The sequence below is a fragment of the Micromonospora sp. NPDC005710 genome (assembly GCF_040630995.1).
In the GTDB taxonomy this organism is placed as follows: domain Bacteria; phylum Actinomycetota; class Actinomycetes; order Mycobacteriales; family Micromonosporaceae; genus Micromonospora.
Genome location: NZ_JBEXYP010000001.1, coordinates 231,648 through 256,176, shown reverse-complemented (window position 1 = coordinate 256,176; position 24,529 = coordinate 231,648). Strand labels below are relative to the sequence as shown.

22 protein-coding genes, 1 tRNA gene and 1 pseudogene are annotated in these 24,529 nt (G+C 68.2%); 17 read left to right on the top strand and 7 right to left on the bottom strand.

Translation table 11 applies throughout. The features are described from left to right. Positions 1-28 precede the first annotated feature (28 nt). Both ABZ406_RS01250 and ABZ406_RS01245 read left to right on the top strand, forming a co-directional pair. Positions 29-104 (top strand) — tRNA-Lys (locus ABZ406_RS01250). A 132-nt stretch (positions 105-236) separates the two neighbouring features. Continuing rightward, entirely contained in the window at positions 237-917 is a 681-nt protein-coding gene (locus tag ABZ406_RS01245) for a YdcF family protein (RefSeq protein WP_357755020.1), read from the top strand. A 6-nt stretch (positions 918-923) separates the two neighbouring features. Here the strand turns inward: ABZ406_RS01245 and ABZ406_RS01240 are convergent, their stop codons facing one another. Then, a complete protein-coding gene (locus ABZ406_RS01240) occupies positions 924-2,150 on the bottom strand; it encodes a helix-turn-helix transcriptional regulator (RefSeq protein ID WP_357755018.1) in 1,227 nt (408 codons plus the stop codon). A 369-nt stretch (positions 2,151-2,519) separates the two neighbouring features. On the opposite strand from ABZ406_RS01240, the gene amcA (ABZ406_RS01235) reads away from it, so the two are divergent. The 6 genes from amcA (ABZ406_RS01235) to ABZ406_RS01210 are packed head-to-tail and all read left to right on the top strand — an operon-like array spanning position 2,520 to position 5,645. Then, entirely contained in the window at positions 2,520-2,684 is a 165-nt protein-coding gene (gene amcA, locus ABZ406_RS01235) for a multiple cyclophane-containing RiPP AmcA (RefSeq protein ID WP_327031735.1), read from the top strand. Continuing rightward, positions 2,681-3,028 carry a hypothetical protein gene (locus ABZ406_RS01230; RefSeq protein ID WP_196921379.1) on the top strand — a complete coding sequence of 116 codons (348 nt, stop codon included), beginning with the start codon at positions 2,681-2,683 and terminating at the stop codon, positions 3,026-3,028. The genes amcA (ABZ406_RS01235) and ABZ406_RS01230 overlap by 4 nt, the downstream gene beginning before the upstream one ends. Continuing rightward, a complete protein-coding gene (amcB, locus tag ABZ406_RS01225; protein WP_357755014.1) occupies positions 3,025-4,161 on the top strand; it encodes a cyclophane-forming radical SAM peptide maturase AmcB in 1,137 nt (378 codons plus the stop codon). The genes ABZ406_RS01230 and amcB overlap by 4 nt, the downstream gene beginning before the upstream one ends. After that, positions 4,158-4,337 (top strand): multiple cyclophane-containing RiPP AmcA, encoded by a 180-nt coding sequence (gene amcA, locus ABZ406_RS01220; protein WP_357755012.1) that lies wholly within the window; start codon positions 4,158-4,160, stop codon positions 4,335-4,337. Before amcB ends, amcA (ABZ406_RS01220) begins: the two co-directional genes overlap by 4 nt. Before the next feature lie 60 nt (positions 4,338-4,397). After that, complete coding sequence (locus ABZ406_RS01215; protein ID WP_357755009.1) at positions 4,398-5,060, top strand: pentapeptide repeat-containing protein; 663 nt, start codon at positions 4,398-4,400, stop codon at positions 5,058-5,060. A gap of 15 nt (positions 5,061-5,075) precedes the next feature. Further along, entirely contained in the window at positions 5,076-5,645 is a 570-nt protein-coding gene (locus ABZ406_RS01210) for a kinase (RefSeq protein WP_357755006.1), read from the top strand. A gap of 110 nt (positions 5,646-5,755) precedes the next feature. Here the strand turns inward: ABZ406_RS01210 and ABZ406_RS01205 are convergent, their stop codons facing one another. Beyond that, positions 5,756-6,268, bottom strand: a complete 513-nt coding sequence (locus tag ABZ406_RS01205; RefSeq protein ID WP_357755002.1) for an HAD domain-containing protein — start codon at positions 6,266-6,268, stop codon at positions 5,756-5,758. An 802-nt stretch (positions 6,269-7,070) separates the two neighbouring features. On the opposite strand from ABZ406_RS01205, the gene ABZ406_RS01200 reads away from it, so the two are divergent. The 5 genes and pseudogenes from ABZ406_RS01200 to ABZ406_RS01180 all read left to right on the top strand — a co-directional run. Further along, positions 7,071-7,511, top strand: a complete 441-nt coding sequence (locus tag ABZ406_RS01200; RefSeq protein WP_357755458.1) for an NUDIX hydrolase — start codon at positions 7,071-7,073, stop codon at positions 7,509-7,511. 465 nt (positions 7,512-7,976) lie between these two features. Continuing rightward, entirely contained in the window at positions 7,977-8,495 is a 519-nt protein-coding gene (locus ABZ406_RS01195) for a DUF6244 family protein (protein WP_357755456.1), read from the top strand. Positions 8,496-8,653: 158 nt separating this feature from the next. Then, complete coding sequence (locus tag ABZ406_RS01190) at positions 8,654-9,052, top strand: hypothetical protein (protein WP_357754999.1); 399 nt, start codon at positions 8,654-8,656, stop codon at positions 9,050-9,052. A 10-nt stretch (positions 9,053-9,062) separates the two neighbouring features. After that, positions 9,063-9,530, top strand: a complete 468-nt coding sequence (locus ABZ406_RS01185) for a SitI3 family protein (RefSeq protein WP_357754996.1) — start codon at positions 9,063-9,065, stop codon at positions 9,528-9,530. Next, positions 9,509-9,691, top strand: a pseudogene (locus tag ABZ406_RS01180) (hypothetical protein); the annotation flags it as partial. The gene ABZ406_RS01185 and the pseudogene ABZ406_RS01180, both read left to right, overlap by 22 nt. Before the next feature lie 14 nt (positions 9,692-9,705). On the opposite strand, the gene ABZ406_RS01175 reads toward ABZ406_RS01180, so the two are convergent. From ABZ406_RS01175 to ABZ406_RS01160, 4 genes are all read right to left on the bottom strand, one after another. Then, complete coding sequence (locus ABZ406_RS01175; RefSeq protein ID WP_357754993.1) at positions 9,706-10,050, bottom strand: YnfA family protein; 345 nt, start codon at positions 10,048-10,050, stop codon at positions 9,706-9,708. A 168-nt stretch (positions 10,051-10,218) separates the two neighbouring features. Further along, positions 10,219-11,379 (bottom strand): PQQ-binding-like beta-propeller repeat protein, encoded by a 1,161-nt coding sequence (locus ABZ406_RS01170; protein WP_357754990.1) that lies wholly within the window; start codon positions 11,377-11,379, stop codon positions 10,219-10,221. A gap of 225 nt (positions 11,380-11,604) precedes the next feature. Continuing rightward, positions 11,605-14,730, bottom strand: a complete 3,126-nt coding sequence (locus ABZ406_RS01165) for a hypothetical protein (protein ID WP_357754987.1) — start codon at positions 14,728-14,730, stop codon at positions 11,605-11,607. A 64-nt stretch (positions 14,731-14,794) separates the two neighbouring features. Next, a complete protein-coding gene (locus ABZ406_RS01160) occupies positions 14,795-15,430 on the bottom strand; it encodes a TetR family transcriptional regulator (protein WP_357754984.1) in 636 nt (211 codons plus the stop codon). A 95-nt stretch (positions 15,431-15,525) separates the two neighbouring features. Here ABZ406_RS01160 and ABZ406_RS01155 point away from each other — a divergent pair, with 95 nt between their 5' ends. From ABZ406_RS01155 to ABZ406_RS01140, 4 genes are all read left to right on the top strand, one after another. After that, entirely contained in the window at positions 15,526-16,464 is a 939-nt protein-coding gene (locus ABZ406_RS01155; protein ID WP_357754981.1) for an oxidoreductase, read from the top strand. Positions 16,465-16,532: 68 nt separating this feature from the next. Continuing rightward, entirely contained in the window at positions 16,533-16,883 is a 351-nt protein-coding gene (locus ABZ406_RS01150) for a DoxX family protein (protein WP_357754978.1), read from the top strand. Positions 16,884-17,100: 217 nt separating this feature from the next. Next, the gene (locus ABZ406_RS01145; protein WP_357754975.1) at positions 17,101-20,085 is read left to right on the top strand and encodes a glycoside hydrolase family 3 C-terminal domain-containing protein; all 2,985 of its coding nucleotides are present in this window, start codon (positions 17,101-17,103) and stop codon (positions 20,083-20,085) included. Positions 20,086-20,474: 389 nt separating this feature from the next. Further along, a complete protein-coding gene (locus ABZ406_RS01140; protein WP_357754972.1) occupies positions 20,475-23,150 on the top strand; it encodes an RICIN domain-containing protein in 2,676 nt (891 codons plus the stop codon). 45 nt (positions 23,151-23,195) lie between these two features. Here the strand turns inward: ABZ406_RS01140 and ABZ406_RS01135 are convergent, their stop codons facing one another. After that, positions 23,196-24,407 carry a DUF1996 domain-containing protein gene (locus ABZ406_RS01135; RefSeq protein WP_357754969.1) on the bottom strand — a complete coding sequence of 404 codons (1,212 nt, stop codon included), beginning with the start codon at positions 24,405-24,407 and terminating at the stop codon, positions 23,196-23,198. Between the last annotated feature and the right edge of the window lie 122 nt (positions 24,408-24,529).

Genomic DNA, 24,529 nt, shown 5'->3' with positions numbered 1-24,529 from the left:
TGCTAGCGTCTCGTCCCGTTGCCGGCGAGCGCCGCTAGCTCAACTGGCAGAGCAGCGGACTCTTAATCCGCGGGTTCGGGGTTCGAGTCCCTGGCGGCGCACCAACGAGACAGGCCCTGATCTGGTGGCTCACACCGGTCCAGGGCCTTCCTCGCACGACGGTGCCGTGTGGTCGTGCTGCCGTGCTAGCCCTAGGCTGGCGCAATGAGGGGACCAGCGCGGACCGGACCTGTTGGGTGCCGATGAACCGGAATTCAGCGGCACCTGCCGAGGTGATCCCTGACGCGATCCGGGCTGACGTGGAGGCGTTGTGGCGCTACCACGACATGCGTCACGAGCTGCGACCGTGCGACGTGGGGATCGGATTGGGCAGCCATGACCTCGGGGTGGCTGTCATTGCGACGCGCCTGTTTCACGAGGGCCTGTTCCCAAGGATCGTGTTCACCGGCGCGAACGCCCCAACGACCATCGAGCGGTTCCCCCATGGAGAAGCAGTTCACTACCGCGAGTACGCCATCGAGCAGGGCGTATCCGCGGAAGCGATTCTCGTGGAGCCGCGTGCCACGAACACCGCTCAGAACCTGGAGTACTCACGTCAGCTCCTGACCGAACACCGGATCCCGGTGAAGTCGGTGCTGATCATGTCGCGGCCCTACCAGCAGCGTCGGGCCTACGCCACCTGCAGGCTGATGTGGCCGGAGGTTGACGTGGTGTGCGCGTCGAACCCACTCGAACTGGACGACTATGTGCGCAGCATCGGTGACCCGCGGCGGGTGGTGGACATGTTGGTAGGCGACACGCAGCGGATCGAGGTGTACGCCGAGCGCGGGTTCGCGATCCCGCAGGAGATGCCGCACGAGGTACGGGCGGCCTTCGAGCGCCTGGTGGCGGCTGGCTACACCAGCCGACTGATCTGAGTTCAACTACCAGCGCGGCGCTCCCGACCGGACGCCCATCCGGTCGCTGAGTTCGACGGCCAGTCGGGGTGGTCGGGGGCGGGTGAGGATGTCCCGGATGAGGTCGCGGGAGAGCTGGTGGTAGCGCACCTGGTCAGGGCCGATGCCCTCGGCCTCCAGGAGCGCCGTGAGCGCGTCGTCGATGCGGTTCCACCGGGCAAGGGCCCGGGCGGTTTCGATGGCGTGCCGAACCTGCCGCTCGACGGGCACGGTGCTGGTGTCGAGTGGGGCTCCGATGACGATGGCGCGTTGCACGTCGCCGAGTTCCATTGCCACTGTCGTTTTGTGGATCGACACGTTGGTCGGCCCGAACGCGGTCCACACGTGGTTGCCGTCGGCGCCGAGCCGCCGTGCGGCGGCATCGGCCTCGGCGATGTGGGTGTCGGCGGAAGCGCGGTCGTCATCCCGGGCGGCGGCCAGCGCGCAGACGAGGTGCAGGCTGCCATAGACCGACAGGAGTTGCGGGGTGGGCTTGGCGAGCCATGGTTCCAGGAACTGTGCCGCCGTGGCGGCGAGGCCGCGGGCTTGGGTGTACTCACCGATGGACGCCAGCGAGTGTGCGGCCGAGCGGCTGAGCGAGCCGATGACGACGTGATCCTGGCTGGCGTTGGCGGCGGCAAGCCCTCGGCTGGCGGCGGTCCACGCGAGGTCACCTTCGCCGAGCTTGGTGAGGAACAACGCGGCGAGTTGGTGGGCGTAGGCGGTCATCGCGTGCGCTCGCTGGCCATCGTCTCCGTCGTACGCCTCGGTGGCGGTGAGGCAGTCGTGGATGAGGTAGGGCAGCCGGCGGGCAAGGATGCCATATCGCGAGTGCTGGTAGGCGGTCCAGATCTCGGCGACGTCCTTCTCGATCTCGATCAGGGTGGGCGCTTCGACGTTCCCCGTGCTGGCCAGCGTCGGCGCGAGGTGACGATAGTCGTGAAGCGCGGCCCGCAAGGCCGGGATGGTCTCGCGCCCTGAGTCGTCCGACCACTCGAACAGGCTCGGTGCACCGATCAGGTCGCCGAGGGACACGTCGAGGGCTTTGGCGATCGAGCGGATGACCGACAGCCGGTCGAGGTCTGCCCGGTTCGTCTCGACCTTGCGTAACCATTCCTGGGTCTTGCCGACCAGACCGGCCAGCACCTCCTGGGAGAGACCTCTCCGGCGCCGGTAGAAAGCGACGCGTTGGCCGATCGTCATGTCGTCCGTCATCCCTCGCACACCATCACCCTGCCCGCTGAACGCCGCCGGACCCGGTACGGATTTTCCCGGTCCTCCGTTCAGGCCGCCCCTACGTTCAGTTCACCCCGGATCACCGGCGCGTGTCGATGCCGATGTCGGGACGACTGACAGGGAGTTGTCGATGGAGGGATCGATGGGCGGCGCACCACAGCACGGCTTGGGCCGTTGGCTCGGCCCGTCCTGGAACGAACTGTCTCGGCGTTCTCCCCGCCTGCGTACCGCCATGAGGGCTGCGTGGGTGGGTGATCGGCGGTCTGCTCCCAGCCGCCGTGATGCGGCGGCGGGCTCGCCATTCCCCCGGCGAGCCCGCCGCTCATCGTTCCTGGTGGGGGTGGAGGCATGACGGTGTACGTCTCGCGTAACGCGATGGCCAGCCAGTCCCGGCGCCCCGAGCCCAGGTGGACGTCCTCACAGGGGCAGGTGCGGCGCGCTGATCCTCCGCTGCTCACTTTCGTGTGGCGTCGGCTGTTCGAGCAGCAGGCCCGAGAGGGCGGTCGCCGGTGACCGGGCAGCAGCGCCGTCTCGCGGCGAACCGGCTCGCGCCAGCCGAGGTGGAACATCTGCCGATGCGCCCGCTGTGGCTGTGCCGCCGGTGCGGGCAGCCGTGGCCCTGCGGCGCGGCGAAGCTCGCGCTCCTCGCCGAGTACCGGGAAGAGCCGGTGAGCCTGTTCCTCTACCTGGCCGGCTGCCTGCACGACGCGATCGACGACCTGCATCGGCTCAACCCGAGCGTCACGGGGAGCGCCGCCGACATGTTCGACCGGTTCCTCGGCTGGCCCGCCCGCCACACCCACGCCTACCGCGTCAGCACCACCACGGCCGCCAGCATCGAAGAGGCCTCCTCGTGAACGGCATCGGCCTCATCAACGCTACCGGCCAGCCGGCGGTCGCCGGCAGCTTCCACACCCTGGTCGTGCAGCCGACGAGCTTCTGCAACCTCGACTGCACCTACTGCTACCTGCCCGACAGGAGATCCCTCCGCTTGATGAGCAGCGCAGTCGCGCAGGCTTGCGCCGAGTCGATCGCGCAGCAAGCCAGCGGTCATCCGGTGAGCGTCGTGTGGCACGGGGGTGAACCCACCGCCACTCCCATCGAGTTGTTCCGTAGTTTCTTGGCCCCGTTCGAGGAGCTCCGCCGCGCGGGGATGGTGCGTCACGAGCTCCAAACGAACGCGACGTTGATCAACCGGCAATGGTGCGAGCTCTTCACCGCTTATGGGTTCGAGGTCGGGGTCAGCATCGACGGACCGGGCGCGTTGAACCGGAACCGCCTCGACCGGGCCGGCACGTCAACAGACGCCCGCACTCTGCGCGGCATACAGACCCTGGCCGAGGCAGGGCTGGGGTATTCGGTGATCTGTGTAGTCACCCCGGAAACCATCGACCACGCGGAAGCCCTCATCGACTTCTTCACCGGCCTGCCCGGATGCGAGTCGGTGGGCTTCAACATCGAAGAGCAGGAGGGCGCCGACCGGGCACCGGTGTCGGAGGACGCCGCGTACCGGTTCTGGCAGCGCCTTATCGAACGTCGCGTTGGCGGCAGCCCGCTGCGGATTCGCGACGTGGACCGGTTGGCCGACTATCTCGCAGCCGCCCGCGCTGGCCGCGTCGACCACGCGCCGTACGAGCCGATCCCGACCGTCTCTTGGGATGGGCAGGTGGTCCTGCTGTCACCGGAACTGCTCGGCATCACCGAGCCGCGATACGGCGACTTCATCGCCGGCAACGTCCTTCATCAGCCCATCACCGCCATGCTTGCCGGTGCCGGCGACCTGGGCTACGTCGCCGAGTTCATTGCGGCCCTCAACGACTGCGCCGACCACTGCGCCTTCTACGACTTCTGCCGCGGCGCCCAGGCCGGCAACCGCTACTTCGAGCACGCGACGTTCACCGCCCATGAAACCGCCTACTGCCGGACCACCCGACAGGCCCTCGTCCGCGCCGCCGCGGATCACCTCGCCCTTCAAGGAGGAGCACCATGACCAATGCTCTCGCGACTCTCGTCAACGCCGCACCCGAGCAACTCGCTCGCCTCGGCGTCGACCCTGAGCGGTCGGTAGCGATCGACGCGGCGAAGTTCGACAACCGCCCCGCCTGGGATAACAAGGGTAAGTTCGACAGTCGACCCGGCTGGGACAACTGGAACAAGAAGAAGTAGCCCCACCACGGGACGCGCGGGGTGGTGTGCCTACCCCGCGCCCACATAGGTTGAGGACACATGCGCACCACCACGATCGGCGACGTGAAGGTCCTGCTGCCGGACCTCGAACCGGACGACCTCGACACCACGACGGACCTGGCCGGCGGCCTCACCGAGGCCCTCGTCGAGGGCGCCGCGTGGCGCGGCTCGCACCTTGAGGACGCCAGCATTCGCAGCAGTCTGATCTCCGGCGTGGACCTGAGCGAGAGCACCTGGGAAGCCGGGAGCCTCTACGGCTGTGAGATCACCGGCACCGACTTCTCCGGCATGACCCTGACCGGCGTCACCATCGAACGCTGCGCGATCAGCGGCTCCCGGTTTACCGGCACCAGACTCACCGACGTGCGCCTGAAGGACGTCCTGTTCGACGGCTGCCGCTTCGACTACGCCACCTTCCAACGCGTCGCCGCCGCCGGCTCGGTCGCGTTCACCGACTGCAAGTTCACCAACGGCACGTGGTCCTCCTGCCGCCTACCGCGCATCGCGCTGCGGTCATGTGACCTCGCCGGACTGGAATTGGACTCTTGCCACCTCGACGGCACCGACCTGCGGGGCAGCCGGCTCCAGGGCCTCAAGACGCCGCTGGACAACCTGCGCGGCGTTGCCGTCGGTGAGGACCAACTCCCTGACCTCACCCAACTGACCGTGGCCGCTCTCAATCTCACCGTGCGCAACGACTGAAGCCGAGGAGGCGTCGTGCTCGCTGAACCCACTGGCAGCCCGGACACGATCCTCGTCTGCGTCCGGGGCAACTCCGGCTCGGGCAAGAGCAGCATCGCCCGCGAGCTACGACGCCGGCACGGCCGGGGCTGCGCCCTGGTCGAGCAGGACTACCTGCGCCGCATCCTGCTGCGCGAGCGGGACAAGCCCGGCGGCGCGGCACCGGCGTTGATCGGGCAGACCGTCCGGTTCGCTCTGGACCACGGCTATCACGTCGTGCTGGAGGGCATCATGCACAGCAGCCGTTACCGAAGCATGCTGACCTCCCTGCGGGACGACCACCGCGGGCGGTCGCTGTTCTGCTACCTCGACGTGTCCCTGGCCGAGACCCTGCGCCGGCACCTCACACGCCCGCAGGCCAGCGAGTTCACCGCCGAGGACATGAGCGGCTGGTACGCCGCTTATGACTTCCTGGGCTGGTCCGACGAGCTCGTCCTACCCGAGAGCACCGGACTGGACAAGGCGGTCGAGACCATCGCCGCTGCCGCTGGGCTACCCCAGACCGGACGCGATGACGACTTGCTTCCGAACGTTCCGTCCCCGTAGAGCAGCTCAGCCGGCTACCGGTGCCGTTCCGGCGCACCGTTCGCCAACGTCGGTCCCGACTGGCCATACAGCCCGCCCAACACGGCGACTGCGACGACGTGCAGCTCGCCCTACCGCGCCTGCCTGAGCCAGCTCTCAATGACAGTGAAGTCATGCTCGGTCAGCCCGCGATGGGGATCGACCTGGTGCAGCCGGGCCGGACTTGGGTGATGAGTCGATACCCATTGCTGATCGGCGTGGGAGATCTCGTCGTCGACCCAGACGAAGGGGCGTCCCTGCGCCCACTCGACCAGCCCACGGGTCTTCCAGTGCAGGACGCTCACCTCGTCGGCGTCGGGCCAGTTCACGACTGGCAAGGTCGGTAACCCGAGCAGGGGTGCGAGTACGTCGTTCGCGTCGCTCATCCAGGTCGTCGCCCACACGAGATCACACGGGAGGGCCTCCAGTCGGCGGCCGTGTTCCGGATCGACCTTGTGCAGCAGGGGATGGGCGTCGGCCGCGAGGACCGCCGCCTCGGTGTAGCCATGCGGCATGCCCGGCTGAGCCGCCTTGGGTGTGCCGAACGGGATGAGGGTGCCGTCCACGTCAAGGAACAGCAATGGACGCGACGCAGGGGCGGACATGATCCCAGAGGCTAGCCCCACCCCGCCGTCAACTACCTGCGCGCGCTTTCCCCAGGTCCATTCGTCTCGCCGGTGCTCCCGGCGGCCGGCAGGCGTGCGCCGCAGACGGCGACCACGGAGGAGCGGCGCCGGAATGCCTCTCACCGGAGCCTTCCGCTCCGGCGGCGCCGGCGACTCGACCACGCCGGCAACACCACATTCCACATTCCCCTATCAAGGAGTTCTCGTGCTTTCGCCGACACCTTCACCCACTGCCCTAGGCATTGGCAGTGACGACTTCCGGCTTGATCCCCGTGCGGGGGTCGGGCTTGGCGTCAGCGTTGACGTCAGTCTTCAGCCGGACCCCCCAACCGACCCCCTGTTTCCTCTCACACCGCAGGTCAGCCAGGCTGTCAGCGCCATCGGCTTGTCCTGCGACAGACCCTGCCTGGTCTCGGGTCTCTCCCCCTGGGGCTGGCATTCCGTACCGGAAAGGAGGCGGTAACCGGTGGATGATCCGGTCCTTCGGGTCCAGTCCCAGCTGACCGGCCGTGACCGGGTGCTGCTGGGCTGGTTGTACGACCACGGCGTGTTGACGTCGTTCCCTGGCGGCGCACCAACGATGAAGGCCCTGACCTGGTGGTGCACCCCGGCCGGGGCCTTTTTCGCGTACGCCGATAATGGGCGTCGCTCGGTGGGTGCTCGGGAGCCGTTGGACGTGGCCGGGTTGGTGGGACACGGTGCGATGCCAGCGGACAGACCCATGGATCAAGTGGGGTGCGCTGCCGCCGGTGCATCCCCCGGGAGCGGATGGGGGTTAGTTGTGCGTCGGATCATGCGTACGTCGGTGCGGGCCATTCTTCTGGATGAGGAAGACCGTCTCATGCTGATCAGGCGGACCAAGCCCGGCCAGGCGCCGTATTTGACGACGCCGGGCGGTGGCGTGGAGTCGACGGATGCCTCACTGGAGGCCGCGCTTCGCCGGGAGTTGTACGAAGAGCTCGGTGCCGAGGCCGACCGGTTCGCCCAGGTGTTCCTGTTCACCGCCCCCACTGGTCAGGGCGTTGCGGTCCAGCACTTCTTTGTCTGTCGGCTACTTCAGCTCAACGAGGACGCCCGTACGGGGCAGGAGTTCGCTGACCCGTCGCGTGGTGGCTACCAGCTTGGCCGGTTGAGGATCGACGAGCTGCCTGCGGTGGATCTCAAGCCGGACGCGCTGAAGGGGTTCATCACCTCCAACGAGGAGGCTCTGCTCTCGGTATAGGGCAGTTTGGCCAGACCATTGCTGGGTCGAGTCTGAACTGGTATTGGCTACGGTCGGGTACGGGCTTGATCGCCGCGTCGGGCGGGCCAGCCGACCGGCGCGGGAGACTGGGCGCGCTGGTCCAGGCGCCGCCCCGACCAAGTCATCGGGTGTCTTCGCCTTGAGATTCGACCCGTCCGAGGACCAAACATGGGTCTGCTCCGGAGACTGCGGTTGATCTCGCGCGGGACATCGTGAGGGCCCATCGTGGGTGATCCGGATGCTGCTGCACGCGCCGACCCTGAGGTGTGTCGTGAATCGCCGCGCTGACCGGGATCTCCCGCCGTCTCACCGCTCTCTCCTTCTACCGCCTTCTCGGCCGCGACCACTGATCGCCTATTCCTCCGTGACGTCTGGTGACGTCGGTGTCGTGCCGGTAGGTTCGACCTCCTGAGCTCTCGTCGTCAGGTGGAGGAATCCGGCAGCGTGTCGCATGTCGAGAAGATCACTACAGAGCTACGTACGCTGGCTGCCGGCGTTGAGCGTGCGCAGGATCTGGCTGCCGCTGCTGATCAGCAGGCGCAGGAGATCGCGCTGCGCGCGGCGGGTGCCGGGTTCGCAGCGGTCGCTGCCGGGGTGGCGCGGGTTCGCGGGGCCATCGCCACCATCCGGGGTGGACTGGGCGGCCTCGCCGGGGCTGTCGGTGATGCCGCGAAGGTGGCCGCTGCTGTCCCGAAGCAGGCCAGTCCGGGGGAGACGATCAGCGGGCTGACTCCGGTCCAGAGTGCGGCCGACGGCATCCGTGACCAGACGGCCGCCACGATCACCCAGGTCGGTGAGGCGCAGCAGCTTGTCGTCGGGGTCTTGCAGGGCGGGCAGCCTGGGCCGCTGATACAAGGTCTGGAGAGCGTCAAACAGGTGCTTGTCCTGCTGGTTCAGCGCACCGCCACGACCCGCCAGGCCGTTGATGCGGCGATCGCCGAGGCACGACAGTTGGGAAACTGAGCGGGGCTGGCGGTGCCGTACCGACCAGCCCTGCCTCGGTTCCCACAACGTCCCCCGGCAGGGGCGTGACGACGGCGTGGACGCGCAAACCGACCGGAGAGCCGGGCGGTTCGCCTACCGGTCGACGTACCCGGATTCCTCCGAGAGAGGACGAACGCGTGCGGCGCTCCCTGGAACTGGAGAACCAGTGCGCCGATACCGTCGCTGCCCAGGGGTATCGACTCCACCAGAACCCGACCCGGCAGGAGATCGCTGACGCCCGGCTCGGTACCGGTGATTCTGGGAAACCGGGCAAGGATCCCGACTACCTGATCGAGGGACTCGTCTTCGACTGTTACTCCCCGATGCCGGCGAAGAGCGTGCGAGGCGTGTGGAGCGGGGTATCCGACAAGATCACTAGCGAGCAGACTCAACGGGTGGTGGTCAACCTCCACGACTGGCGTGGCGATCTCCCGGCATTGCAGAGACAGTTCGACGACTGGCCGATCGCAGGGTTGAAGGAACTGGTGGCGGTGACGCGCAGCGGGGCGATAATCCAGATCCTGCGACGAGACTGAAGGGCTATCCATGGCGACGGAGTACCGCTTGACGCTGGCCGGCGACATTCCTCTCGATGTGCTGGCCGGTGTCGTCGCTCCGGAAGGTGTTGAGGAGTCGGCGGTAGATGGCAGGCCCCGGGTGTTGAGTGCGGACCTCAGCGATCGGTGCGGTTACACGGTGAGCATCCACGCCGGATCCCACGGCTACTTCGAGGCCGAAGATAGTGACGGCTCGATGTGGGAATGGGAACCGGAGCGGTACGTCACCATCGGGTTCCGACTGGTTAAGTGCGAATCCTCCGACCGGGCGACGCGGGAGATGCTGGCGAGTGTGGCCCGGGTGCTAGACGAGCGGCCGGAGGACGCCGCGCTGATCCTAGACGCCGACTGGCTGCTGCTGACCCGCTTCTCGGGAACGCTGCGCCGGCACGCACTGAGCTGGTGGGGCGTTCACGGCGAGGACGATCGGCCGGTGAGTTCACCGCCGAGGACATGAGCGGCTGGTACTCCGCCCACGACGTCCTGGGCTGGCCCGGCGAACTCGTCCTTCCGGAGACCACGGGACTGGACGAGGCCGTCAACGCCATTGCCGCCGCGGCCGGGCTACCGCAGACCGGACGCGACGACGACCTGCTACCGAACGTTCCGATCCCGTAGAGAGAAGCGGCAGATCAGGAGCCGCCTGCCGAACGCGGCGCATACATGATCAAGGCGACGCCGATCAGGCAGATGCCGGCGCCGATGACGTCCCACCTGTCGGGTCGGAACTTGTCGACGATCACGCCCCAGGCGAGGGAGCCGACGACGAACACGCCGCCGTACGCGGCGAGGATGCGCCCGAAGTTCGGGTCGGGCTGGAAGGTGGCGACGAATCCGTACGCGCCGAGGGCGATGACTCCGGCGGCGATCCACCAGAGGCCGCGGTGCTCGCGCCAGCCCTGCCAGATCAGCCACGCCCCGCCGATCTCGAACAGGGCGGCGACGACGAACAGCAGGACAGAGCGGACGACGGTCATTCGTGGACGGTACCGGTGTGCCCGCGATCATGCCGGTGACCAGGTCGGGCATCCGCTGGCGCGATCGGAGCGGTCACTCACCGCACCACTGGGCCCGCCGGCGGGGGCGTGGACGGCGACGGCGGTTGACCGGGAATTCCGATCAACCGCCGTGGAGACGCCGTTGGGTCAGAGGCCGTAGACGCTCAGTTTCGTGCCGTCGGTGACGTAGGCCCGGCCGTAGGTGACAACGAGTTGGTCGGTCGTGCCGGTGAAGGCCGGTGCGTTCAGGGGTGCGCCGTCGACCGGGTTGAGGGCGTACACCCGGTTGCCCTTGGCGGTGACGTACAGGACGCCACCGGCGATGATCGCCCGCTGGGACTGGCTTCCCGGAATGCTCCTGCTCCAGATGATGGCGCCGGTGCTGCGGTTCAACGCGAAGACGGTGCCTCCGGAGGAGGTGACGTACAGCCGGGACGGGGTGACCACCACGAACCTCGGGTACAGGTTCGAGGCCAGCCAGGTCAGGGTGCCGGTCGTCGCGTCGAGCACCTGGAGGCTGTGCCCCCATCCGACGTAGAACCTGGTTCCCGTCTCGTCCGTGGCGAGCGGCCGGTAGGCGCGGTCCGCCACGGCGTTGACGGGGGCGCCGGTGTCGATGGTGACGGTGGTGCTGGTCAGCGGACCGGCATTCCCGACGTTCCCGGAGAGGAGGATGCGACCGTTGGCCGAGGCCGGCTGCTCCATACCGAGGTCCTTCTGCCACAGCAGTTGCCCGTCGGCGAGGCGGTAGGCGCGTGTGTCGGCGGTATAGCGGCCTTCACCGGAGGCCACTATGACGCCCCGGTCGACGAGGATCTGCAAGGCCACGCCGTCATCATGAATGTCCCGTACCAGCGTGCCGGTCGGGGCGTCGAGCACGAAGATCCGTGAGGAGTCGCTGCCCGGCTGGTGCCCGGCGATGGCCGCGAAGACGAGCTGGCCGTTCGTGTGGACGAGTTCGGTGGGCAGTGTGAACTTCTCGGGGTCCAGCTCGAAGCGCCACTTCTGTGCGCCGGTGGCCTCGTCGGTGGCGGTGATGCCGCTGTCGTCGAGTGTGTAGACCAGTCCGTCGGCGACGACAGGTGCCCGCTGGCCGGTCCGGGTCGGGCTGCTGGTGTGCTTGAGTTTGAGGTTCGCGACGGTCGCGGCCGTCACTGTCGTCTCGTTGGGATTGAACGCGCTGTTGCTGACCAGGTAGCCGGACATGGACCACCAGCCGGTGCCGGCCGCTGCGGCGGGCGTCGCCGGGACCGCCACCGTTGCCGCGAGCACCGCCGTAGCGGTCAACATCTTCACTGCGTGCCTCACTCGTACCTCCCCCGTTGGCGCGGCGTCGGAGGACACCGTGCCTGACCACGTCACCGCGACACGCCCCGCTGCTACAACAAGGGCTGCCGTGGCGGCGATCATATGGCGGCGACGGCGTCCAGTGTTGTCCCTTTCTGGCGGCCGTCCAAACGGGAAGAAACCCGATGTGCAAGCCCTGCGGGACGAAGACGTTGCCGGCGCCCAGCGGGCGCCGGCAACGCCCGGTCAGCTCGCGTGGGTCAGGCGCGTGGTGATGCGCAGGCCCAGCAGGGTGTCGTTCATCCACGGCACCCGCTCGCGGTGCAGGCCGGCGGTCATCTGGTCCGCCCAGACCTCGTACCGTTGCAGGAGCGTGTTGGCGCGGGAGCGCGCGCTGGTGATCAGGCAGTCACCCAGTGGGTCACCGGGCAGGTTGGACGAGTCGACGGCGGGCTCGCAGGGCACCTTGAGGCTGACCTGGTCGCGCAGTGGGAGTGGGCGGCTGGGGTCCAGCGGGCACGGTGCGGGCCCGCACAAGGTGTAGTTCGCGCCCGCCTTGGCGTAGGCGTTGCCGACCTTGGCGTCGGTCGGCATGTTCACCGGAATCTGGTACTGCCCGAACAGGTTCGCGGACAGCACGTCGTCCGCGTCGAGGGCGTTGGGCAGACCCAACCGGGTGTACGCCTGAAGCAGCCGCGCCGCAGTGTTCACCTTTTTCAGTGCGGTGGGCACCGGCCCGCCGACCTGGGTGCTCTGGTCCCGTACCCGGTCGTACATGGACTTCTGCCGGGCCTGGAGGAAGCCGCGCAGGGTCGACGTCAGCGTGGTGTCCAGCGCCGTGTTGTTCACGATCGTGGCGCCGCTCGCGAAGGCGTACCGGCCCGAAGGCCACTTCTGGGTCAGACCCTGCTCGGGCGTGGTCTCGCTGTCGCAGCTGAAGAACTCGCAGTACACCTGGTAGACCTGCTCGCCCGGCCAGGTGTAGTCGGCGGTGCGCGAGTTCTGCCAGGCCGCTGACGAGTTCAGCCGGAACCGGCTGTGGATCTGCAACCGCAGCCTGCCGTAGGCGCGGACCACGCCACCGCTGTCGGTGATCCGGGTGTGGTGCCAGCTCGGCGTGTAGCAGTAGCCGACCTCGGGCAACTCCCGTACCCCGGCCGGCGGCTCGTCGTGGCGCGGCGAGTACGAGTACTGGAGTGCCCGCACCATGGTCGACATCAGCTCGTAGCTGACGTTGTCGGGTCGTTCGATCTGCCGGCTGCCCTCACACGCGGGGACCGTCGCCTCGTCGGCCTTCGCCGGCGCCGGGGCGAGTGGCTTGTCGGTGTCCCAGAACAGGTCGTAGTTCTTGGGCGTCTTCACCTGTACGCCGTTGGCGTCCGGCTCGTAGCGGACCTGGACCTCGTTGGTCCGGAAGGCCCTCAGCGCCGTCGACAGCTCGTTGGTGGCGGTGACGTACTCGTTCACCAGCCCGGTGATCAGGGCGTTGGCGTTGCCGTTGGTCGGCCGGCCGAAGCTGGCCGCGAGGTCGGCGATGCGGGTGCCCTCCGCCTCGATCTGCGCCGCGCGGCCGGCGCTGACCTGGGCGGCGTACGTCGGGTTCTGCAGCATCACCATGGCGTACGCCTGCGCGCCGAGGTTCCACACCGCCGGGTTGCCGACCGGCGTCGACGGTTCGACTATCGACGGGTCACGTCCGCTGGCGACCCGGGCGAGGTAGTTGATCGACCGGGCCTCGCCGAAGCTGTTCAGCACAGTGGTCGGGTCGACCGCGGGGTTGTCGGCGTCGGTCCGGGGCACCACGAAGGCGGCGCCGCTGGCCAGTTGCGTGGCGGTCAGATGGAACTCGTTCTCCGGGCCGATGAACTCGCCGTACGTCGGGATGGGTTGACCGAAGTTCTCCCGGTAGCCGATGTACTTGTTGATGTCGGCCCGGGCGTCGTGCAGGGTGGCGTCGCCGATCGCGGCCAGCACGGTGGCGGCGATGTCCTCCAGGCGCAGGCCGAGTTGGGCGACCTGCTGCTGGACGAGGGTGATCTGCGCGGTGTTGCCGGCGATCGCGGCGTTCAGTTTGTCGAACTGGGCCATCATGTTCGCGTACACCGTGTTGATCTGGGCCTCGACCCGCGCGAAGCTGGCGCGCATCTCGTCGCCGAGGGCCCGCACCTCGTTGCGCAGCGCTGTGACCTGGGCGAGGATCTGTGCGTCAAGTGACGGTCCGCTGCTGCCGAAGAGCCCGACGATCGACATCACGGCTCCGAAGACGTTGCCGGTCATCGCCAATGTCGCGGTACTGAAGATCGAGTCCGCGAGGCCGCGGCCGGTGATCGCGGCGGCGTACTTGGAGATGGCACTGATCGTGGTCAGGACCGCCTCGCCGATCACCTTCGACTTCTTGCCGGCGTCGGGGTCGGCGAACCCGATGATCGTGGAGACCATGCCCACCCCGGCCTTGACGTCGGAGATCGTCTGTTGCCGGGCCTTGTCCCGGTCCTCGGCGGCCTTCTTGGCCGCCGCCGTGCACTGGGCGCTCGGCGGACCTTCAGGCGGGCACTTGCTGTTGTTCTCGCCGATCTCGAGACGGATCTCCAGGCTCAGGCCGAGCAGTTGCGCGTGCAGGGAGGCCAGTTGTTGCTTGGCGGCGGCGACGTAGGCCACCGAGTCGCTCCGGAGCGCCAGGATCGCGTCGAGGTCCACGTGCGAGAGCCCGGGATCCTGCCGGAGTTCCTCGTAGCTGCTGGTGACGTCCACCCCGACGGGCGCGCCGAGGACGGCGTTCCAGGCGGTGGCGACCGGCGCGCTGACTGCACCTGCCTGCCGGAGCGTCGACCAGACCTGGGCGAGTGCGTCGTCACGGCCACGCAGCCACTGGGCGGTCCGCAGCGCGCCGGAGGCCAGCTCCTCGCGGGTGTCCCACGGTTCGACGCTGGTGCCGATCACGGCCCCGACCAGGCCGGTGATCTCCGCTGAGGTGCGGGTGTCACCGCCGGCCGTGCCGAGCAGGATGTCGACGGACTTGAGCAGCAGGTCCTGTTCGGGCAGCAGCCTGTCGAAGGCGGTCAGGGAGCCGTCGAGCAGCTGCTTGCGTGCCGCGAGCTGGGTCTGTGCCTGGGCGGCAGTGACGTTCGGGTGCAGGCGGTGCCACTGGACGAACTCGGCCGACAGGACGACTGTGGTGATCCGGGCGGCACTCTGGAGATGCAGCTCGGCGACCTGGCCGAAGGCCCGGTCGGTGAGCGCCGCCTGAGGGACGGGGACGGGGACGGGATCGGCGGACGCGGGTCCGCCGACGAGCACGCTTGCCGCCGTGACGGCGATCATCGCCAGCACAGCGGTCCCGCGCCTGGTGCGCGTGGAGCGTTCGAATGTCATGGCGCGAACGTATTGAGACTGCCGGAAAGGGCGCTGAAACCGTGCTGACTCGCGCGGGCGGCGCTCAGCCGGCGGCGGGCGGTGCGCCCGGCGCGTCGAGGGCCGGCGCCACGACGGCGAACGCCGTGTCCATCAGCTCGGCCAGGTGTTGCTCGTCGTCGCCCGGCTGCCACCGCTGAAGCACCGCGTCGAGCGCCAGGAGTGCCATCCCGGCGGCCATCAGTGGGTAGGGGTCGGTGCGCGGGTCGAGGGCACGACGGGCGGCCAGCTCGGCCGCCAGCTCGGCACGCCACTCGATCTGCCGTTCCAGCCAGCGGGCGTGCAGGGCGGGAGTGTCCAGGATGAGTCGGACGACCACGCGCGCCCGCTCGGAGTGTTCCGGGTGGTCGTTGCAGGCGGCGAGCGGCACCCACAGGGCGTGGCGCAGCGCGACCGACGGCGGCTCGGCGGGTGGCCGGGCGGCGAGTTCGGTGATGATGTCGGTGCTGGTGTCGGCCAGGAACCGGACGACGACGTCCTCCTTGGACGCGAAGTAGCGGAAGAAGGTACGCCGCGACATGCCGGCCGCGGCCACGATGTCGTCGACAGTCACCACGTCGAAGCCCTTGGTGGCGAGCAGCATCAGGGCGGCGTCGCGCAGTTCGTCGGCAACGAGCTGGCGTTTGCGTTCGGCCAGGCTGCTGTCCGCGCGAGAGTTCACTCCCCGATGCTACGTCATTGAGTGCCACCCCATGCCCATGATGGCATTGTGCGCACTGCTTGACACTGAGTGCCACAGATAGCACAGTGGATCGCATGAGTGTCAATGGCTGGTCCACCGACCAGATCCCCGACCTGAGCGGCCGTACCGTCGTCGTCACCGGTGCCACGGCGGGCCTCGGCCTGGTCACCACCCGGGCGCTCGCCGTCCGCGGTGCCCGTGTCGTGCTGGCCGTCCGCAACGAGGAGCGGGGCCACCGGGTGGCGGCCGACATCACCGCGGCCCAGGCCGGCGTCGACCTGGAGGTTCGGCGGATCGACCTGGCCGACCTCGACTCGGTACGGACCTTCGCCGACGGGATGCACGCCGACCACGGTCGGGTGGACGTGCTGATCAACAACGCGGGGGTGATGGCGCTGCCCCGCACCCTCAGCCCGCAGGGGCACGAGATGCAGTTCGCCACCAACCACCTCGGGCACTTCGCTCTCACCGGGCTCCTGCTCGACCTCCTGGTGGCCGGCGAGGATCCCCGGGTGGTCACTGTCACGTCGATCAACCACCGGCAGGGGAAGGTGCGCTTCGCCGACCCGACCGGCGAGCGGGGCTACTCCCCGATGGGCTTCTACAACACGTCCAAGCTGGCCAACGCCATCTTCGGCTACGAACTGCACAGGCGGCTCAGCGCCGTGGCGAGCCCGGTGCGCAGCTACCTCGCCCACCCCGGCTACACCGCGACGAACCTCCAGAGCAGTGGCAGCACACCGATCTGGCGCTTCCTGCTGGGCCGGATCGGCAACCCGCTTCTCGCCCAACCGGTCGACCGCGGCGTCTGGCCGCAACTGTTCGCCGCCACCGACGCGGCAGCGCGGCCGGGCCAACTCGTCGCCCCCGGTGGGCCGGGCGAACTGCGTGGACACCCCGCGCCGGCGAAGCTCTCCGCGGCGGCGACCGACACCGAGCACGGCCGTCGTCTGTGGGAGATGTCCGAGCAGGCCACCGGCGTGCGATTCGACGCGCTACGACAAGCGAACTGATCCTCCCGAACTGTCACATCTCGCGGTGCCAGATCGTCCGTCCGGCGAGAAACCACACTGGAGGACACATGTTCGCTACTTATGTCACTGTCACCATCATCGCGTCGGTCTTCACCGGCTTCGCCGCCGTGATCTACCTGATCGGTCACGACTACCCGAAGGCTCAGGCGGACATGAAGCGCGTGCCTCGGTCCTGGGTGCCGCGGCTGGGCCTGGCGCTGGCGGCCGGCTCGTTGGGGCTGCTGGCCGGCTTCGCCGTACCGCTGCTGGGCACCCTCGCCGCCGCCGGGCTGGTGCTGTACTTCATCGGCGCGCTCATCGCGCACCTGCGCGTCGGTTCCCGTCAACTGGTGGGTTGGGCGATCTTCTTCGTCACCGAGGTGGCCGCACTGACGGTGAACGTGCTCTACCACTGGTGAGTCGTCCGCTCCGACGCGCGGGGCAGCTCGGCATTGCCGACTCATTGGCGTGCATCTATAGTTGCGCGGATCCCACCAGTCATGGCCGTGGTGACGCGGCCGAATCGTCGAAGCGCTTCGACGATTCGTCGTACAGGCCCGTCAGCCGGGTGTCGAGCCTGGTCACGCCGGTCTCGGCGCCCGCTTGGCGCCTGACGTACGACATGAGGAGAACCGCATGCGGAACTGGCGCCTTCGGCGCGGTATCACCGCGCTCGCGCTCGCCCTGCTCGCCCTACCGGCCGTTCCCGGCACCGCGCTCGCCGAACCCACCTACCCGTTCCGAGATCCCCACCTGCCAGTGAACGCCCGGGTCGACGACCTGCTCGGCCGCCTCACCCAGGACGAGAAGATCTCCTGGTTGCACCAGTACCAGCCGGCCATTCCCCGGCTGGGCATCGGCCTGTTCAAGACCGGCACCGAGGCGCTGCACGGGGTGGCCTGGTCCACCGACATCGACAACAACGGCGCCGTGGTCAAGGCTCGCGGCACTGCCTTCCCGCAGCCGGTGGGCATGGCCAGCACCTGGAACACCGACCTGATCCGGCAGGTCGGTTCGGCCGTCGGTGACGAGGCGCGTGGCTACCACGCGCAGAACCCCCGGGTCTGGGGTCTCAACCTGTGGGCACCGGTGGTCAACCTGCTGCGTGACCCCCGCTGGGGTCGCAACGAGGAGGGTTACTCCGAGGACCCGCTGCTCACCGCCGCGATGTCCACCGCGTACGGCTCGGGAATGACCGGCGGTGACCCCGACCACCTGAAGAGCGCCCCGACCCTCAAGCACTACCTGGCCTACAACAACGAGGTCCGGCGCGACGTGACCTCCTCGAACGTGCCGCCTCGGGTGCTCAACGAGTACGACCGCGCCGCCTTCCGACCGGCCATCGCCGCCGACGCGGCGACCGGCGTGATGGCCGCGTACAACCTGGTCAACGGCCGTCCGGCCACCGTCGACCCGGACCTTGCCACTGTGGTACGCGGGTGGACCGACCAGCCGCTGATGAACGTCACGGACGCCTGGGCGCCGAACAACCTGGTCGGCTCCCAGGGCTACTACGCGACCCAGGCCGAGGGAAACGCCGCGATCGTCAAGGCCGGCCTGAACAGCTTCATCACCGACGACACGAACGCCCAACCGACGATCACCGCCATCAAGCAGGCCCTCGCCACCGGTCTGCTCACCGAGCGGGACATCGACGCCCGGATCCGCGAGATCCTCAACGTCCGGTTCCGGCTGGGTGAGTTCGACCCGGGCGGCGGCCGGTACGGCGGCATCACCCCGGACGTCATCAACAGCCGGGAACACCAACGACTCGCCCGGCAGGCCGCCGGCGAGGCGATGGTGCTGCTGAAGAACGAGCGGCAGGCGCTACCACTGGACCCGGCCCGGACCCGCAAGGTGGCGGTGCTCGGCCCGCTTGCCGACACCCTCTACTCGGACTGGTACGGCGGCGACCTGCCGTACCAGGTGACAGCACTCGGCGGCATCCGCGAACGGCTGGGCAGCTCGGCCAGTGTGAGAGGGCTCGACGGGGCGGACCGGATCGCCCTGAAGAACGTGTCGACCGGCCGCTACATCTCGTCCACCGGCACCACCGACGCCGACCGGGTTCTCGGGACCGGCGCCACCCCGGCGCTCGTCGCCCAGTTCGACGTGGTCGACTGGGGGCAGGACGTGGTGACACTGCGCAACGCCGCGAACGGTCGCTACCTCGGCTACAACTGGGGGCCGTTCCTCACCCGCGACGAACAGCCAAACGGTTGGTACGTCCAGCAGCAGTTCAAACTGGAGCCGCAGGGTGACGGCACAGTGGTGCTGCGCTACGTCGGCTACGAGACCAAGGAGAGCTGGTTCGGCGCCGACACGTACGTGACTGTCGGCGACGATGGCGCCCTCAAACTCGGCGCGTCCACCCCGGCCGCCGCGACCCACTTCAGTCGCGAGCTGATCAGCAGCGGAGTCGACCGGGCGGTGGCGGCGGCCAAGGCTGCCGACACCGCGGTGCTCGTTGTCGGCAGCAACCCGTTCATCAACGGCCGTGAGGCGCACGACCGGACCTCCACCGCGCTGAGCGCCGGCCAGGAGGCACTGGTCAAGGCCGTGACCACTGCCAACCCACGGACCGTGCTGGTGCTCCAGACCAGCTACCCGGTCACCATGAGGTGGGAGCAGGAGCACGTACCGGCGATCGTCTGGACCACCCACGCCGGCGCGGAGACCGGTCACGCCGTCGCCGACGTCCTCTTCGGTGACCGCAACCCGTCCGGCCGGCTCACCCAGACCTGGTACCGCTCCGACTCACAACTGCCACCGGACCTGCTGGAGTACGACATCATCTCGTCCGGGCAGACCTACCTGTACAGCCGCGCGAAGCCGCTCTACCCGTTCGGCCACGGCCTGTCGTACACAGGGTTCCGGTACGGCCAGCTCCGCGCCGGTGCCGAGTCGGTGGCGGCCGACGGCACCATCACGGCCCGTGTCGACGTGACGAACGTCGGCAGCCGGACCGGGACCGAGGTCGTTCAGTTCTACACCCACCAGCGCACCTCGCGGGACAGCACCCCGATCCGTCAGCTCAAGGCGTTCCAGCAGGTGAAACTCGCACCCGGGCAGACCCGTACGGTGACAGTGCGCCTGCCCGCCGCCGACCTGGCGCACTGGGACGTCACCCGCAGTCGGTGGGTGGTCGAGTCGTCAGTGCACGACCTGATGGTCGGGGCGTCCGCCGAGGACATCCGGGCCCGCGCCACAGTCCGGGTCCGCGGTGAGACCATCCCGGCCCGCAATCTCTCGCAGCCGACCAGGGCGGAGAACTTCGACAGGTACGCGGGGGTCCGGCTCGTCGACGAGACGAAGCCCAGCGGTACGGCGGTCGGCGCCACCGCCGCCGGTCAGTGGATCTCCTTCGACGGTTCCGCGTTGGGTGCCGGCCCGCGCACCTTCAGCGCGACTGTCGCCAGGGCCGGTGCGGGCGCCGGCACCATCCAGATCCGGTTGGGGTCGCCCACCGGTCGGGTGCTCGGTACGGCCACAGTGCCCAGCACCGGCGACGACTACCGGTACGTCAGCACCAGCACCGAGTTGGCCCGGGCCGTCGGCACCCGAGACGTGTACCTGGTTTTCGACTCTCCGCTGCGGTTGGCGGAGTTCTCCATCAGGTGACCGGAGCGCGGGGCCGGGTCGTTCGTCGACCCGGCCCCGTTGTCGTTCCGGGGCGGCACCCGCGCTGCCGGCCGACGAACCTGCCTCGGCTGTCGATTCGTCGGACGACGCACCTGGGGGTGTGCGGGCGGCAGGGTTGATCTGCCCGATCCGACGGCATTTATACATAGACGCCCCCCAATTGCCAGTTGCATAGGTCAGACGTGTGACCTACGCTCCGAGTAAGAATTTCGGGGCGGTTAACAAAGAGTGCGGTCGGGGCGACGAAAGTCCCCGCCGGCCCTTAGTGGCGTCGCTGTTCCGTACTCGTCGCTCGATACGCACTTTGGGCACCACATCGACGACCAGTGAGAGGAACAGACGTGAAGTCAGCCATATCCACCGCTCGAATGTCAGTGTTGGCGGTGGCGGCGATAGTCGCCGCCACGCTGCCGGCCGTGCTGACCAACCAGCTACCGGCCGCAGCCGCGGTCCAGGCGACCTACTACGTCGCCCCCGACGGTGATGACGCCAATCCGGGCAGCCTTCAGTCGCCATTCCGGACCGTGCAACGCGCCCGAGACATCGTCCGGACGATAAACACGAACATGACCGGTGACGTGAACGTCGTCCTGCGCGGTGGCACCTATCCGGTGAGCAGCACAGTCGAATTCGGGGCGAGCGATTCCGGCACCAACGGATTCCGGATCAGTTACGCGGCGTACCCCGGCGAGAGGCCGGTCCTCGACGGCGGCGTCCAGGTGACCGGGTGGAGCCAGCACAGCGGCAACATCTGGAAGGCGCCGCTCGACCGTGCCAACAAGCTGCGGACGCTCTACGTCAACGACAAGCGCGCAGTCATGGCGACGAAGACGATCAGCTCGGCGGGCTGCTACGGGACGTACACCGTCACTGCCAACCAGGCCTCCTGGGCCTGGGAGTCGGGGTCGCAGTGCGACGGCGCCAAGTACAACCTCAACGATTTCCCGGCCGTGCCACGCAACCAGGACGACATCGAGATCGAGACCGGAACCACCTGGACCACTGCCATCGTCGGTGTCCGTCAGGTGACCACGAGTTCCGACGGTGCGAACCGGGTCGCCCTGTTCCAGCAACCGGGCGCGGCGATCGCGCAGGGCGCGTTCAACGGCAACGCCCAGGTCGGTGGCACCCACAAGCTGATGAACGCGTACGAGTTCCTGGACTCGCCCGGGGAGTTCTACTTCGACAAGGGCACCAAGACGGTCTACTACTACAAGGCCAGCGCCGAGAACATGGCGACCGCGTCGGTGTACGCGCCGAACAACGTCACCACACTGCTGCGGGTCGCGGGCACCTCGACGAGCAGCCACGCGCGCAACATCACCTTCTCCGGCCTGACTGTGCAGCACTCCGACTGGAACCTGTTCAACGTCGCCGGCTCGTCCTTCAAGCAGGCGCAGCAGGGCAATCTCGGTGCGCAGGTGTACGCGAAGGGCAACTTCCACGTCTACTACTACCGCAACGTCGACGTGACGCCCGGCATCGTCCAGGTGCAGAACGCCGACGGGATCCTGCTGCAACGCAACCGGATCCAGCACACCGGTGCGGACGGCATCAGCCTGGTCAACGACGTGCAGGGCACCCAGTTGATCGGCAACCACACCAACGACATCGCGGGGTCCGCCATCAGTGTCGGCCATCCCCAGCACGTCTACATCGGAGACGGCACGTCGACCAACCGGGAGAAGTACTCCGCACAGGTCGAGGGTCTGCCGAAGAACATCGACATCAAGAACAACTACATCTACGACAGCGCGGTCCTGTTCAACGGGCACAGCCCCATCACCGCGTACTTCGTCGACACCCTCACGATCCAGCGCAACCGGATCGAGAAGGCACCCTGGTCGGGCATCACGATGGGTTGGGGTTGGTGGAACTTCGACGGGTCATCGGGGTCGATCCAGCCCAACCGACCGACCACGACGGCGCGGAACAACACCATCAGCTACAACCACATCATCGACACGGTGCAGCGCCTGAGTGACACCGCGCCCATCTACACCCTCGGCAGCCAACCCGGGACGACCATCACCAACAACTACCTGCAGGGTGTGCCGTCAGGCCACAAGTACGGACTGCACCCGGACGAGGGATCGGCGTTCATCACGTTCCGCGACAACGTCCTGAGCATCGACAAGAACGTCACCTGGATGATCAATTCGGACGACTTCGGGCGGAAGCACGATCTGAGCATCACGCAGATCTACGGCCCGATCAACAAGGTCTCGAACAAGAACCTGCCGAACAGCACCGTCGCCGACATCCTCGTCTCCTCCGACTACGTCTGGCCGGCGGCGGCGTACGGCATCGCCGCGAACTCGGGCCTCGAGGACGCCTACCGGGACATCATCCCGGCGAGCAACTTCTCCGCGCCGAACTACGTCCTGCCGGCCAGCACGTTCGTGGCAAGTGCCACCGCGACGATCCCGATCCGGAGCATCGGCGACGCCACCAAGTCGGTCTGGTTGGCCCCGTACGGCACCACGACCTTCACCGCCGGGGCGACGATGACCAGGGCCACCGGCACCGCCACCTCCATTGCCGTGCCGGCGACCCAGGGCGAGTACCGGCTCTACGTCGTCGACGCACAGGGCACCCGGTCGGCCGAGTCGACATCGATCGTCCGGCAGCAGCAGGGCGGTGGCAGCGGCACCGGGCAGGGGCAACTCGTCGGCGGCCAGTCCGGTCGGTGTGTCGAGGTGCCGAACTCCTCGACCACCAACGGCACCCAGACCCAACTCTGGGACTGCACCACCGGCGCCAACCAGCGGTGGACCCACACCAGCGGCAAGCAGTTGACCGTCTACGGCAACAAGTGCCTGGACGCGTCCGGGAATGGCACTGCCAACGGCACCCAGGTCATCATCTGGGACTGCCACGGCGGCACCAACCAGCAGTGGAACGTCAACGCCAACGGCACCGTCACGAACGCCCAGTCGGGGCTCTGCCTCGACGCGAACGGTGCGGCCACCGCCAACGGGACCAAGGTGATCCTCTGGTCCTGCAACGGTGGCCCCAACCAGCAGTGGACGCTACGTAGCTGATCCACCTCACACCCCGGGGCCAGGCCGACACGGGCCTGGCCCCGGCTATTTCTGGTAGCCGTAGTTGTCGCAGGTCCGGCGTCCCTGGACGCAGTTCCTGGTGCGCTTGTTCATGGTGTTGACGTCCCACATCACGAACGCGTCGCCGTGCATCGACGAGGCGCTCTTGCCCTCCTTGTCGGAGGCGAGGTAATAGCCGGCCGGGGTGCCCTTCGCCGGGTACTGGATGTCGAAGGTGATCGCCGGTATCCGGACCGGGTGGCTGGTCGGGCAGGAGTTGCCGCTGCCGTACGCCACATGGTCCTTGTGGTTCGGGCTGTCCAGGTGCTTGCCGTCCCAGCAGTCGGGGAACTGCATCATGTAGTGCAGCGTCGCGCCGCCCCCGCAGATGGGCCAGTTGCCGTTCGTGCTGCGGGCGATGCCGTCGAGATCGCCGGGGCCGTAGAAGGCGCAGTAGAACTGACCGGTCGCGCCGCGCGGCGTCGGCTTCTTCTTCTTGGCGTCACCGGAGATCATGCGCAGGCCGTTGGGCATCGGCATCTGGCCCGTCGAGTTCTTCGCCAGCGAGCGGTAGTAGACCCGGAACCCGCTGGTCTCGACCGGCTTTCCCGTCGCGTTGTCGTAGAGCGTGGGCACCCAGTAGGCGGAGTGGTCCTGGATCGGCTTGCAGGAGGTGGCGGTGAACTTCGTCAGGTCCCCGGCGACGGTGCTCGCGTCGACTGCCTTGTTGCCGACGAACGAGTGCATGTGTGACGCGCCCGGTAGGCCGGGGGCCACGATCGGGTCGTCCGGCAGCCGGTGGCTGTACGTGCAGTCCGCCCGGAACTCCGGCAGGTTACCCACCCCGGACGGGACCGGGTCGGCCTTCAACGCCCGGTACGCGTCGGCCTGCGCCTTCCAGGCCGCCCGGTCGACCGGGATCCAGCCGGTTGCCGGCACCTTCGGCGCGGCAGCGGTCGACGGCGTCGCACCCGCCGACGGGGACGCGGAGGCCGACGGCGACGCGGAGGCCGACACCGCCACGCCGGGCGACGGCGGCTGTCCGGCCGGTGCGGACTGGTAGTCGAGGGCGTTCGACGCGGTCGACGGCTCGGGCGTCACGTCACCGTTGGCCAGGTACACGCCCCCGGCGGCCAGGACGAGCGCGACTGCCGCTCCCGCTGCCACGGCCACCCGGTTGCGGGCGGACCAACTCGGCGGACGGTGACGAGACGGCGGTTGGCTCGCGTCCGGCTCGGGCAACGAGGCGTACGACACGGGTCACTCCCAACGGACAGACGGCAGCGCTGACCCGGACGGCCACGGCCGCCGTATGGTAGGCGCTTCCCGATCACACCCGACAGCTTCTTAAAGCTTCTTTAAAGGTGCCGCCGGCCATC

What these genes read in the sequence shown, in the direction of transcription:
- ABZ406_RS01240 (WP_357755018.1), bottom strand. Translation starts at nt 2,150, where the DNA reads ATGACGGACGACATGACGATCGGCCAACGCGTCGCTTTCTACCGGCGC.
- amcA (WP_327031735.1), top strand. Translation starts at nt 2,520, where the DNA reads ATGACGGTGTACGTCTCGCGTAACGCGATGGCCAGCCAGTCCCGGCGC.
- ABZ406_RS01185 (WP_357754996.1), top strand. Translation starts at nt 9,063, where the DNA reads ATGGCGACGGAGTACCGCTTGACGCTGGCCGGCGACATTCCTCTCGAT.
- ABZ406_RS01140 (WP_357754972.1), top strand. Translation starts at nt 20,475, where the DNA reads ATGTCAGTGTTGGCGGTGGCGGCGATAGTCGCCGCCACGCTGCCGGCC.
- ABZ406_RS01215 (WP_357755009.1), top strand. Translation starts at nt 4,398, where the DNA reads ATGCGCACCACCACGATCGGCGACGTGAAGGTCCTGCTGCCGGACCTC.
- ABZ406_RS01145 (WP_357754975.1), top strand. Translation starts at nt 17,101, where the DNA reads ATGCGGAACTGGCGCCTTCGGCGCGGTATCACCGCGCTCGCGCTCGCC.
- amcA (WP_357755012.1), top strand. Translation starts at nt 4,158, where the DNA reads ATGACCAATGCTCTCGCGACTCTCGTCAACGCCGCACCCGAGCAACTC.
- ABZ406_RS01205 (WP_357755002.1), bottom strand. Translation starts at nt 6,268, where the DNA reads ATGTCCGCCCCTGCGTCGCGTCCATTGCTGTTCCTTGACGTGGACGGC.
- ABZ406_RS01150 (WP_357754978.1), top strand. Translation starts at nt 16,533, where the DNA reads ATGTTCGCTACTTATGTCACTGTCACCATCATCGCGTCGGTCTTCACC.
- ABZ406_RS01155 (WP_357754981.1), top strand. Translation starts at nt 15,526, where the DNA reads ATGAGTGTCAATGGCTGGTCCACCGACCAGATCCCCGACCTGAGCGGC.
- ABZ406_RS01165 (WP_357754987.1), bottom strand. Translation starts at nt 14,730, where the DNA reads ATGACATTCGAACGCTCCACGCGCACCAGGCGCGGGACCGCTGTGCTG.
- ABZ406_RS01175 (WP_357754993.1), bottom strand. Translation starts at nt 10,050, where the DNA reads ATGACCGTCGTCCGCTCTGTCCTGCTGTTCGTCGTCGCCGCCCTGTTC.